Origin of the sequence: Curvibacter delicatus NBRC 14919, assembly GCF_001592265.1 — a bacterium.
In the GTDB taxonomy this organism is placed as follows: domain Bacteria; phylum Pseudomonadota; class Gammaproteobacteria; order Burkholderiales; family Burkholderiaceae_C; genus Hylemonella; species Hylemonella delicata.
In genome coordinates this window covers 18,583-30,836 of record NZ_BCWP01000021.1, presented here as the reverse complement: position 1 = coordinate 30,836, position 12,254 = coordinate 18,583, and the positions used below count along the sequence as shown (strand labels likewise).

At 57.8% G+C, this 12,254-nt stretch carries 11 protein-coding genes; 1 reads left to right on the top strand and 10 read right to left on the bottom strand.

Annotated elements, in window-relative coordinates; all coding sequences use genetic code 11:
* Positions 1-49: 49 nt before the first annotated feature.
* On the bottom strand, positions 50-817 hold the full coding sequence (gene tfpZ, locus CDE01S_RS11140; protein ID WP_066707157.1) for a TfpX/TfpZ family type IV pilin accessory protein: 768 nt from the start codon (positions 815-817) through the stop codon (positions 50-52).
* A 49-nt stretch (positions 818-866) separates the two neighbouring features.
* On the opposite strand from tfpZ, the gene moaC reads away from it, so the two are divergent.
* Complete coding sequence (gene moaC / locus CDE01S_RS11135) at positions 867-1,355, top strand: cyclic pyranopterin monophosphate synthase MoaC (RefSeq protein WP_066707154.1); 489 nt, start codon at positions 867-869, stop codon at positions 1,353-1,355.
* A 14-nt stretch (positions 1,356-1,369) separates the two neighbouring features.
* Here the strand turns inward: moaC and CDE01S_RS11130 are convergent, their stop codons facing one another.
* The 9 genes from CDE01S_RS11130 to sucC all read right to left on the bottom strand — a co-directional run bounded on the left by CDE01S_RS11130 (position 1,370) and on the right by sucC (position 12,218).
* Positions 1,370-2,869 (bottom strand): PglL family O-oligosaccharyltransferase, encoded by a 1,500-nt coding sequence (locus CDE01S_RS11130; protein WP_245636159.1) that lies wholly within the window; start codon positions 2,867-2,869, stop codon positions 1,370-1,372.
* On the bottom strand, positions 2,866-4,518 hold the full coding sequence (locus CDE01S_RS11125; RefSeq protein WP_066707148.1) for a PglL family O-oligosaccharyltransferase: 1,653 nt from the start codon (positions 4,516-4,518) through the stop codon (positions 2,866-2,868). The genes CDE01S_RS11130 and CDE01S_RS11125 overlap by 4 nt, the downstream gene beginning before the upstream one ends.
* Positions 4,519-4,569: 51 nt before the next feature.
* Entirely contained in the window at positions 4,570-5,055 is a 486-nt protein-coding gene (locus CDE01S_RS18170; RefSeq protein ID WP_084382847.1) for a pilin, read from the bottom strand.
* A gap of 185 nt (positions 5,056-5,240) precedes the next feature.
* Positions 5,241-7,661: a GspE/PulE family protein gene (locus tag CDE01S_RS11120; RefSeq protein WP_066707146.1), complete on the bottom strand. Its 2,421-nt coding sequence runs from the start codon at positions 7,659-7,661 to the stop codon at positions 5,241-5,243.
* A 42-nt stretch (positions 7,662-7,703) separates the two neighbouring features.
* Positions 7,704-8,348: an FHA domain-containing protein gene (locus CDE01S_RS11115; RefSeq protein ID WP_066707143.1), complete on the bottom strand. Its 645-nt coding sequence runs from the start codon at positions 8,346-8,348 to the stop codon at positions 7,704-7,706.
* 38 nt (positions 8,349-8,386) lie between these two features.
* Positions 8,387-9,169 (bottom strand): Stp1/IreP family PP2C-type Ser/Thr phosphatase, encoded by a 783-nt coding sequence (locus CDE01S_RS11110; RefSeq protein WP_066707140.1) that lies wholly within the window; start codon positions 9,167-9,169, stop codon positions 8,387-8,389.
* A gap of 160 nt (positions 9,170-9,329) precedes the next feature.
* A complete protein-coding gene (locus CDE01S_RS11105; RefSeq protein ID WP_066707134.1) occupies positions 9,330-10,019 on the bottom strand; it encodes a TerC family protein in 690 nt (229 codons plus the stop codon).
* Between the two features lie 129 nt (positions 10,020-10,148).
* Positions 10,149-11,042 carry a succinate--CoA ligase subunit alpha gene (gene sucD / locus CDE01S_RS11100; protein WP_066707132.1) on the bottom strand — a complete coding sequence of 298 codons (894 nt, stop codon included), beginning with the start codon at positions 11,040-11,042 and terminating at the stop codon, positions 10,149-10,151.
* Between the two features lie 15 nt (positions 11,043-11,057).
* On the bottom strand, positions 11,058-12,218 hold the full coding sequence (sucC, locus tag CDE01S_RS11095; RefSeq protein WP_066707129.1) for an ADP-forming succinate--CoA ligase subunit beta: 1,161 nt from the start codon (positions 12,216-12,218) through the stop codon (positions 11,058-11,060).
* Positions 12,219-12,254 lie beyond the last annotated feature (36 nt).

The following is a 12,254-nucleotide window of genomic DNA, read 5'->3' as shown; positions in this document are numbered from 1 at the left end:
CACGCGCGCCCAACGAGCGGGAAAGATCGATGTGATTTTGCTTTCACGTTTAAAACGAATCCAATGGCATGAAAGCCAACACTTCAGCGGAGTTCGGATCCAGAAATACCGTCCAAAAGGAATTTCGACCTGCCATTGGCAAATAGACCAACGTATCGGGCTGACGACCAATACGCGCCACTACGGCATCAATCTCGCCCACACGATCTGCAAAACGTTGCTTGAGCGACACCACAGGCTTAGCTGCGGCCAATACGCGCTGGCGTGCCAATGGATAGGGTTGCCATAAATCTGGCCTAGAACTGAGCTGCACCCCCTCCAAAGCTGCCAAGGTGGCTTGAATCTGCTCATTCTCATCGAGGAATGGGCGCAGTGCCAACAGTGTCGGCCCTCCAAGTGGAAATGCTTCTACTTCCGGTGGCAAACGGCCCATCAATTCAGACGGCACATCCACCGCATGCACCACACGAAAGCGGTCATACTCAAAAACAAGATGCACCGGCCGAGCAACCGCCATGGTCCACAGGCCATAGGCCAGTGCACTCAATTGAATTAGCGCAACAACGACCAGATCGCGATGCAGTTCAGCTTTTGGCTTCGTGCGATTGAACACTGCCAGGGTGATCAGAGGACCGAGAATCACATCCACCGTAACCACGATGAGAAACAGTTCCCGCCCGCCTGAAATTTCGCGATAGGGATAGGGATACCAGACAGCAAACACCAGCATCGCCGCCAAGGCCGCCATACCCAGGCTGATCGCCAAGTGAATGCCGCTGGCACGCAGGCGATCTTTCCAAATGAAGACACTGAACATAATCGTATGATGCTAGAAAATCGTGAATGTTTCGTAAAGTTGTCACCCCATGAGTTCTCTGACCCATTTTGACGAGCACGGCCAAGCCCATATGGTGGATGTCGCCGCCAAGGCCAGTACCCATCGCATTGCCATTGCCCGCGGCAACATCGAAATGCTACCTACCACGCTTGCAATTATCGAATCAGGTACGGCCAAGAAGGGAGATGTGCTGGGCGTTGCCCGCATTGCAGGCATACAGGCCGCCAAGAAGACTAGCGACCTGATTCCCTTGTGCCATCCTTTGGCACTCACTCGCGTAGCTCTCGAATTCTCCTCTCATCACGCCACAGCCAGCCAATCCAGCCATGTCACCTGCACAGCGACGGTGGAAACCGTAGGACCCACAGGGGTTGAAATGGAAGCACTGACAGCCTTGCAAGTCGCATTGCTCACCATCTACGACATGTGCAAGGCAGTGGACCGCAGTATGACAATCACCGACATCAAGTTGATGGAAAAGCATGGTGGCAAGTCCGGCAGCTTCGTCGCACGATAAGTGCTCCCTTCACCTCATTTCCCACGGCCCTCCTTCTGCCAACGCTCATAAGCTTGCGGATAAGCTGCGCGGTAGCGCGTCATGAAGAAACGGGCTTCGTTATCGCGTCCCAACAAAATGGCGCTTTCGATCAGTTTTTCCACCACACGTGGCTCGGGAGAGAAATGCAGTAGTTCGTGTCCCATCGCATAAATTTCGGCTGCGTTGTCTCGAGTCAATGTCATCAGAGTGAAGTCGGCAAACCGAACCTGATTGCGAAACAACCAAGAGCCACGAATAATCTCCAACGTATGCTCACGGTAAATGCTTGAGCGCTGCTCGACTGGCAAGTAGATTTGACTGATGCGGTAGTAGTCCCATGCAACATAGGCCACAACACCCAACAGCACAGTTGCTACCCATGGCCTAAGCCTCGAAAAACCAAAAACGGATAACCCCGCTTCAGTCTGCGAGCGACTCAACAGCAAAACCAGACACAGGGCGACGGCAAGTTGAAATGGGCCATACCAAAGCGGATACTCCAGCAGGCTGTGCAGACCAATCAACAGGAGTACACCCCATGCCAACTGGCGCGTTGGATTCGGTTCACGCCAGGGTCGGAAGCGCCAGACCCACCCCATCACGGCACCACACAACAGAAGTGCCAGTGGGAGGCCGAACTCCACTGCCAAATGCAATGGTAAGTTGTGCGCATTATCCAGTAGTTCGCAAAACCGCTGTCCTTCGTACGTTGTCATGAAGTGGGCATAGCCCAGTTCACCCCACCCCCAACCTAGCAAGGGGCGCTGGCTGATCAGATCGAGCATGTTGCGCCACAAGGTCAGACGACTGGTGCACATGAGACTCGTATCTTGAAAGCGGGAGATGATGCTGTTGTTGCCGCCTGGCGCATAGCCGGCCAATCGGGGCAGCATGATCGCAGCAACAGCGTAGATGACGAGTGCTAACAATAATACGGGCAGTTGCCCGTGTTGCAATTTTCTTCGCCCGTATAGAGCGAATCCCGCCACGACCAGCAGTTGAACCAGACCCGTACGCGAAGCAGAGGCGGCATTGCCCACTGCCAGCACGATGGCCGCCAAGCACAGACCAGCCCATTTCCAGTTTCGGTATGAGGTCAAAGGATGGACTGTCAACCACCACAGCACCGTCACCATTCCTATGTTAGTCAAGGTTGCAAACTGATTGCGCTGTCTCAAATTGGCAAAGGCATCCCCCTGTGCAGACAGACTCATCCATGGTTGGAAGCTCTGCTCCACTCTGAAGTACTGGCACAAGCCGATCAGGACACTGAGCAATGCGGCGAGCAACCAAGCCGTGGCCATATCCTGTGGTCGGTTTTCCTGCCAAACCAACAACAGCAGCGCACCAGCTAGCAATGCCCCAATGATCGATATGACGCTGTATGCAGGCCCCATCGCCAAAGGATTGATCCAGGGAAATACCAGTATGCCAACCGTTGCCCAACTCGTCATTCGGGCTCGCGTCGAGTGCACCTGGTATGTGGAACTCATGGCAACACCACGCTGGCCAGTTGTGGATATTGATCTTCGCTCATTCGCAGCCAGTTGTCTCGCGCCTCTTCATAAATTTCTGCCGGGAACATGGCTTTGAGGATACGCAGCTGTGCCTGCGCGGCTTCGTCTTGTCCGTTGAGACCCAACGCTAGTGCCGCGCGAAACTGGATGGGTGCCCAAGAAAATCTTCTGGATACTCTCTGCAGCAACGCCAGATCATCGGCACGCATGCCAGGCACCGCACGCAGCCGCATGGCCGCGAGTAATTCACCGAATTGCGTTAGCAGTACAGGCTGCGGCGGTTGATATCCCATCGGCGTTGTACCCAAGCGCCGATTCTCGAACCGGTTCACCCTGAAATCTTCTTCGACTTGGGCGTATTCAACGGCCAGACCCAAATACAGGGTCGCCAGTACAATCGTCACTATTCCGAGCAGTGCCCGTGGCATCTGAACCAGCACAGCCACCGGCGCACGGGTGGAGGATTCGATAGCCCCCAGCATCACGCCTGCCAGCACCACATAGTAGGCGTAAGCATGTGGAAATTCCAGCATTGCGTGTGTCAGCAGGGGAATCAGGATATAGAGCAGAGATCTGGTGCCCCGATCTGCAAGCGTACGTTGCGCACGCCGCCAACTCACCCCGGCAATCCAAGCAAGCAATGCCAGGCCAGCAGGCAGCCCAATCATCAAGAACAAATCTAGGATGGCGTTATGTGCAAAGTTGGTCTGCTCCAACCCTGCGACTTGGAGTGCCCCTGCTTGCTGCGCTGTGGAAATCTGTAGCCAGCCCCAGCCCTGCCAAGGATGCTGAACCATAGCCTCAAGCAGTTGCCTCCACATCAAAGGTCGCAAACCAGCCGCAACCATGTTGCCAACTGCAGGTCTAGCCACGCCCCAGTCAAGGTTGTGAAACAGCCACGTCGAGCCATAGATGATCAACAGCCATGTCAAGGCGTTCCGCTTCAAACGCGGAGTAGCCGTGAGCCAGATGACGCCGACGACCAGAGTCGATGAGAGCAAAGCTGTACGTGATTGCGTCAATGCAATAGACCAAGCAAGCCACACCAGCAGAATCCAGGTGATACAGGTCCTCAACTTCCCTCGCTCAGCCAAGACAAGCCCTGCAACACTGGCCATCGTTAGTAAGGTGCCGGCCTGATTAGGCTGCCCAAGATTGCCGTAAGGTCGCCCGTGTACTGGCCTATCAATGATCCAGCCGCCAAAACCTCCTTCCACCTGCAACCACTGCGCCAACATTTGAAACGACAGCAACAGCCCCGCCGCCACTAAAAATCCGCTCAACGCCATGCCCAGTCCATCTGCCCCGGACTCGTCGGCCCAAAGCATTCCCCACCAACAAGCAGCTCCGAAAAGCAACAGATATGCCGTTGCCACCAACCCGTCACCACCATACTGGAGCAAGCCCAAGGCCCACTGCAACACGATGCTGATCAGCAGCAAGACAATGGGCAGCATCACACCAGTCATCGCAACGCGCCGCGCCGCATGTCGCCAGCACACAGCCAGCGCCGCCACACCAGCGACGAATGCCGGCACCTCGGTGTGGTAAGCCGTCCACGGAGGAAAGTGCTCCGGCATCAAGAAACAAAGCAGCCATGCGGCCAGCGGCAAAGAATAATGCATGCGGAAAAAAAACAGGGCCGTACGGCCCTGTTTTCAGTCTAGATCAAGCCTTCACGGCGCGAAGGTGCCAGAACCGTAGGTTGTCGCCACAGTGGTATCACGGCAAGAACCCGGCAGGTACTTGGTAGGAACCGGGGTCGAAGAATCGGGGCCACAGAGCCAACCGGAAATGGTTCCGCCGGCTGTAATTGCACCATTAGGTGCCAAAATAATTGCACCGGTTGCATTGGGGACCTGACTGGTCACTTTAATTGCACCAGCGGCACTCGTCTGAATCCGCGAGACATACTGGGTTGTCGACGTCGACGACTCACAGCCCCAACCACCTGCTTGGAAAGCAGAAGTATTTGCAGAAGACTGAACCGCCTCAGTAACACTGGTGCGGCACTGCGAACCAGCCAAGATCACTTCGGACATACGTGCACGTACCGTGTAGTCTTGATAAGCTGGCAACGCAACGGCTGCCAGAATACCGATGATCGCCACTACGATCATCAATTCGATCAGGGTAAAACCCTTTTGCATAGAACGCTTCATGTAAAACTCCTTGCTGAAAAGCATGACAACAAAATCATTGAACTCTGCATGCCGCAGATTTCATGCCAAGCCTCAAATGCCTTGCTTTGCTGATTTTTGTTGCTGTTTTTATCAGTGCTGCAGAATTCATTTGGCAAGAATGTCATATCGCCAAATGAGCTGACAAAAATGTCATCCTATTCCTGTCACTTGATGCAGACCGAGCGAACCTGCTTGAGATCCGTCAGCCCCAGCAGGATCTTCTCCATGCCATCCATTTTCAGGGTACGCATACCATTCTCCACCGCTGCCGCAAAGATTTCAGCCACCCGCGCTCGTTCCTGCACCAGCTTCTTGATGCGGTCGTCGGCAATCAGCAGTTCGTGCAGGCCCAGGCGCCCCTTGTAGCCGGTCTTGTTGCACTTGTCGCATCCAACGGCTTTGTAAAAGCGCAGCTTGCCATTCTCACCATAACGCTCCACCCAGTCCTCGAACAGCTTCTGGGCCTCGCCGCTGAAGTCGGCCTTCCAGGCCGGCGTATTGCGCAACTCTTCAGCGTATTCGGCAATGAAACTGTTGATCTCAGAGGTGTTCGGGTAATACGCCTCCTTGCAATCGCACAGCTTCTTGGCCAGACGCTGCGCCAGGATGCCCAGAAGCGCATCGGCAAAGTTGAACGGGTCCATGCCCATGTCAAGCAGGCGGGTGATGGACTCGGGCGCCGAGTTGGTGTGCAGGGTGGAGAACACCAGGTGGCCGGTCAGTGAGGCCTCCACACCCATGGCCACGGTTTCCTTGTCGCGCGACTCACCGACCATGATGATGTCGGGGTCGGCACGCAGAAACGCACGCATGATCAGCGCGAAGTCGATGCCGGCCTTGCGGTTGATCTGCACCTGGCGCAGACCTTTCTGTGTGATTTCCACCGGGTCCTCGGCAGTCCAGATCTTGGCTTCGGGTGTGTTGAGGAACTTGAGAATGGAATGCAAGGTGGTGGTCTTGCCGGAACCGGTCGGCCCACACACGTAGAACAGGCCATACGGCTTGCTGACGGTCTGCTCCACCCGCTCCCGGTTATGCGGTGTCAGGCCGAGCTTTTCCAGCGGAATGGGCTCACCCGCAGCCAGAATACGCATGACGACGTCTTCGACCCCGCCAGCCGACGGGATGGTGGCCACTCGAAGCTCGATGTCCAACGGGCCGTATTTCTTGAACTTGATCTTGCCGTCCTGCGGCTTGCGGCGCTCGGAAATGTCGAGATCGCACATGATCTTCAGGCGCGTCACCATGGCCTGGCGGAAATGCGCCGGCACCTCGATGTAAGGCATCAACGTGCCATCAATGCGGAAGCGGATGCCGGTCTTGAGCTTGCCCGGCATCGGTTCGATGTGGATGTCCGATGCTTTCTGGTGATAGGCGTCGATGATCACCTTATTGACGAACTTGACCAGCTCGTTGTCGGCCGCCGCCGACTCCAGCGAGTCGTCATTGCTGCCTTCGTCGTCCAGCGGTGCGGACGACAGGTCGGCCAGCATCTGATCAATGGACGTGGTGTCCACACTGCCGAACACCTGGTTCAGCGTTTCAGCAAACTCGGTTTGCGTCGTCACCCGATAAGCAAACTTGGTGATACGCGGAAACACCTGCGGCACCACCCGGGCGCCGCGCGTGGCCTCGGGATCCAGGCACATGATGACCAGCCCCTCCGGAGACTCCTCCAGCGGGATCCAGCCCTGTCCTTCGGCAAATTCCCGCTTGAGCGGGCCATGCAACATCTCGGAACGGATGCGCCCGGCATTGAAGGGTTCGTAAGGAACACCAAAGAACTTGGCCAGCGACGGCCCGATCTGCGCCGGCTGGATCTGATACTTGGCCGTCAGCAGATGTTCGACCGATACGCCTTGCTCGCGTGCCTCCTGGATGCACTGACGCAACTCCTCATCGGTCAGCACGCCGTCTGCGACCAGGCCATCGTACTTGGTTGTCTTGCGACGCTGGCCCTCATCGGACTTCTGCATCCGCTGGCGAATCGCGGTGCCCAGTGTCTTGCACAACTGGGCGACCCCCTCGACCTCCAGCTCACCAAACGTCTGATCGCTCTTGTTGTTGATGACCTGCAGCACACCGTGCAGAGAGGCCCCTTCCATGATCGGCGCCACCAGCATCTGCTTGGTCCGGTAGCCGGAGCGCTTGTCGACCTCCTTCAGAAAGGTCAGCGCCGGGTGAATCTGCTTGAGAGCCTCGTCGTCATAGACATCGGCCAGATTGAGCATCTTGCGGCTGTAGGCCACGTACCCTGCCAGACTTTGCGGGCTGATGGGCAGCTTGAGCTCGCGGCTGGTGCTGAGCCCGGTCTTGAGCTTGGAGACGATGGCGCTCTGATCTTCGTTGACTGCATAAAGCGTCAACCGATCGGCATTGAGCAGTTTGCAGATGTCCTGGCTGACCTCCAGCATGATCTGCTCGATGTTTTCGGTTTCATGAATGCGGGCCGTGACCTGCTGCAGCTGGCGGTAGAACAGCACTTCAAACGTGACGCCGCGCTTGTCGGGTGGCAGTTTCTGCGACTCGAAGAAAGCCTGCTCGGATGTCTTGTCCGATGCGGAAGGTCTCATGACTGCACTCATAAATCAAACTCCTGCCACTGCACGAGGCCGGGAAACAGACTTTCAGGTCTGGATAAACTGCATTTGGGTGCCGGCCAGTTCAATCAGGTCGCCGCTCTTGAGCGCCAGCGGCTCATTCCCGATCGGCGTGCCATTGAGCAACGGATTGTTGGCGCCTTCCACTCGGGCGACCACAAAACCATGCTGCCGCCGGGTGATGGCAGCCACTGCCACGCCTGGTTTGCCCACGGTGGTCACCACCTTGGTCAGCGGCACCTCGCGCCCCGAGGCTGCGCCCGACAAGACCCTGATGCTGCCTTGCAACTCGCCCCCTGCGGCGCGCTCGACGGGTGCCGCTGCAGCAGCCGGCATTGTCATACCCGGCTTGAACACCATGGTCTTGTCGAAGCGCTCGCCCTCGGGTTCACTCACGAACTGAATCTTGTACTTGCCGACTTCAATGGTGTCGCCGTTGAAAAGCTGCTGTCGCTTGACCGCCTTGCCATTCACATAGGTGCCATTGGTGCTGTTGAGATCTTCCAGAAAAACCTCATCGCCGGTCATTTGCACGGCGGCATGCTCACCACTCACCGCCAGGTTGTCAATCACGACGTCGTTGTAGGGGCGCCGGCCCAAGGTCGTACGCTCCTTGGTGATTTGGACTTCCTTGATGACAACACCGTCGATCGAAACGATCATTTTCGGCATGTCTGACTCCTCCTGTTACGCATCATCTGTCAACCCGGTTATTTTCCCAGCAATCGGGAGACGATCCCCCGCGTTTCCGGCACTGTCGCCTGGGCCAGCAGCACCGTGATATTGTCTCGCCCACCCTGTTCATTCGCCACGCGAACCAGATCTTGCGCCCGCTGAGGCAATGGCGTCTTCTGAGCAAGCAGCTCCGCAATGCGCGCATCGCTCACCATGTCTGACAGCCCGTCAGAACACATGAGGTACAGATCACCCGCGTCCACTTCGCACTCCGTGAGCTCGAGCAGCGCGACCTCCTCAACGCCCAAGGCCCGCGTGACCAGGTTCCTGTTCAAGGACGTCGCGGCTTGCTGTGGGGTCAGCAACCCTGCATCAATCTGCTCCTGCAGCAGCGAATGATCCCGGGTCATCTGCACCAGCTCGCCACAGCGCAACCGGTAGCACCGGGAGTCGCCGATGTGCCCCAACAGCAAATGACGGCCTTGAAACACGCCCACCACCAAGGTGGTTCCCATCCCGGCGTACTCGGCATGGCTTCGGGCTGCATTAAAAATGGCCTTGTTTGCATTATCGACACATATTTCAATGGCGCGCAAAATGTCGCGCGGCTTGGCCTGCCCCTGGGTCTCGGCCAGCCAGTGGCCTAACCCGTCCTTGATCAGCGAAGTCGCCATGCCACTGGCGACCTCGCCCGCGTTGTAGCCTCCCATGCCATCTGCCAGGACCGCCACGCCAGCGGCCTCATCAAAAGCGGCCGAATCTTCGTTATTTGCGCGGGTCAGCCCCGTGTCGGTCTCACTGCAAAACTTGTAAATCATTGTTCTGGGCCCGTCATCCGCATCGTCAGGCCGAGGCGATCACCCGGAAGGGGCGAAGCTGCCAATGCGTCCGTGCCAATAGAAAAGGGCAGATCGCTGCTCAGCATCTGCCCTCTAGCTTACAAGACACCGGCCCTTTCGGGCGGTGCATCAGCAAAGACTATTCCGCCTGGTGCTGCATCGCATGACGCTTTTGCAGCGCTCGGCCGACCAGCACGACAAAGGCAGCGCCAGCGGCGGCGGCGGCGTAATGCAGCCAAGGGTAGGTCGCAGCCACCTCTTTGAGCGCCACATCGCTGACAATGGTCTCGCCGCCCACCCAGCCGATCAGGCCAGCACCCAGCGTGACGATGATGGGAAAGCGCTCCATCAGCTTGATCATCAGCGTGCTGCCGAAAATCACCAGCGGAATGCTGATGGCCAAGCCCAGCAGCAACAGAACATCGTTGCCCTTGGCCGCAGCGGCCACGGCAATCACGTTGTCCAGGCTCATCACCAGGTCGGCAATGAGAATCGTGCGCACCGCCGCCATCAGGCCGCCGCTCTGTTTGGCTTCGCCTTCTTCGTCTTCTTCCTCGCTGAGCAACTGGATACCGATCCACAGCAGCAGCATGCCACCCACCACCTGCAGGAAAGACAGCTGCAACAGCTTGGCTGCCACGATGGTCAGGACAATCCGCAGCACCACGGCCGCGCCGGAGCCGAACAAGATGGCTTTCTTCTGCTGGTGCGGCGGCAGCGAACGGGCCGCCAGCGCAATCACCACGGCGTTGTCACCGGAAAGAATGATGTTGATCCAGATGATCTTCATCAGACCTATCCAGAAATTGACATCCTGAAGCATTTCCATCCGAGTTCTCCTGTGTTGTATCTGTAATATGAAAGAAGCGCCCCAGACAATTCGCCTGGAGCGCTCCCAGAGTTCCGAACTGTGCGAGTTTAGCGGTTGATGGCCATCCTCGCAGATTCGTAGTTTTGCTTACAGCTGTGCTTTGAGCAATTTGCCCAGCTCGGACGGATTGCGCGTCACGATGAAGCCGCACTCTTCCATGATGGCCAGCTTGGCATCCGCCGTGTCGGCACCGCCGGCAATCAGGGCGCCAGCGTGGCCCATGCGCTTGCCTGCAGGTGCCGTCACGCCGGCGATGAAACCGACCACCGGCTTCTTCATGTTGGCCTTGCACCAGCGCGCGGCTTCAGCCTCGTCGGGACCGCCAATTTCGCCGATCATGATCACGGCATCGGTGTCCGGATCGTCGTTGAAGGCCTTCATGACGTCGATGTGCTTGAGGCCGTTGATCGGGTCGCCGCCAATACCGACGGCGGTCGACTGGCCCAGACCCACTTCGGTCAGCATGGCCACGGCTTCATAGGTCAGCGTGCCGGAGCGGCTCACCACACCGATGCGGCCCTTGCGGTGGATGTGACCGGGCATGATGCCGATCTTGATCTCGTCGGGCGTGATCAGGCCAGGGCAGTTGGGGCCCAGCAGCAGCGTCTTCTTGCCGCCGGCCGCTTCCTTGGCCTTCATCTTGTTGCGCACCATCAGCATGTCACGCACCGGAATGCCTTCGGTAATGCAGATCGCCAGATCAAGGTCGGCCTCGACGGCTTCCCAGATAGCGTCGGCAGCACCAGCCGGCGGCACGTAGATCACGCTCACGGTGGCGCCGGTCTGCTTGGCGGCTTCCTTGACGGAGGCATAGATCGGGATGTTGAAGATCGATTCACCCGCCTTCTTGGGGTTCACGCCGGCGACGAAACAGTTCTTGCCGTTGGCGTACTCCTGGCACTTCTCCGTGTGGAACTGGCCGGTCTTGCCGGTAATGCCCTGGGTGATGACTTTGGTGTCTTTGTTGATGTAGATCGACATGCTTGTTCTCCGGGCTTACTTGACGGCAGCCACGATCTTGGTCGCGGCTTCGGCCATGGTGTCTGCGGCGATGATGGGCAGGCCGGATTCGGCCAGCAGCTTCTTGCCCAGTTCTTCGTTGGTGCCCTTCATGCGCACCACCAGCGGCACGCTCAGGTTCACGGCCTTGCAGGCGGTGATCACGCCGCTGGCAATGGTGTCGCACTTCATGATGCCGCCGAAGATGTTGACCAGAATGCCCTTGACCTTGGGGTTCTTGAGCATGATCTTGAAGGCTTCGGTGACCTTCTCGGCCGTGGCGCCGCCGCCGACGTCCAGGAAGTTGGCCGGCTCGCCGCCGAACAGCTTGATGGTGTCCATGGTGGCCATGGCCAGACCGGCGCCATTCACCAGGCAGCCGATGTTGCCGTCGAGCGAGATGTAGGCCAGGTCGAACTTGGACGCTTCGACTTCCGCCGGATCTTCTTCGTCCAGGTCGCGCAGGGCCACGATTTCCGGGTGGCGGAACAGGGCGTTGGCGTCAAAGTTGAACTTGGCGTCCAGGGCGATCAGGTTGTTCTTGCTGTCGCGGTTCAGCGGGTTGATTTCCACCAGCGACGCGTCGGTTTCCATGTAGCACTTGTAGAGCTTCTGGAACAGGTCCACGGCCTGGGCGGTGGATTCAGCCGGCAGGCCGATGCCGTTGGCGATCTTCTTGGCTTGGGCTTCGCCCAGACCCGTCAGGGGATCGATGTACTCGGTGATGATCTTCTCGGGAGTGGCATGGGCCACTTCCTCGATGTCCATGCCGCCTTCGCTCGAGGCGATGAAGGCCACCTTCTGCGTGGCGCGGTCGGTCACGAGCGAGACGTAGTATTCCTTCTGGATGTCGGCGCCATCTTCGATGTACAGGCGACGCACCTTCTGGCCCTCAGGGCCGGTCTGGTGGGTCTTGAGCTGCATGCCCAGGATTTCACCGGCCAGACGCTTGACGTCGTCAATGCTCTTGGCCACTTTCACGCCACCGCCCTTACCGCGGCCACCGGCATGGATCTGCGCCTTGACAACCCACACGGGGCCGCCGAGCTTCTGGGCGGCCTCCACCGCTTCTTGCACTGTAAATGCCGGAATGCCGCGCGGCACTGGCACACCAAAATTGCGCAAGATCTCCTTGCCTTGGTACTCGTGAATCTTCATGAGGGCTCTCTCAGGAAATGAAAGTTTCTATCCCGC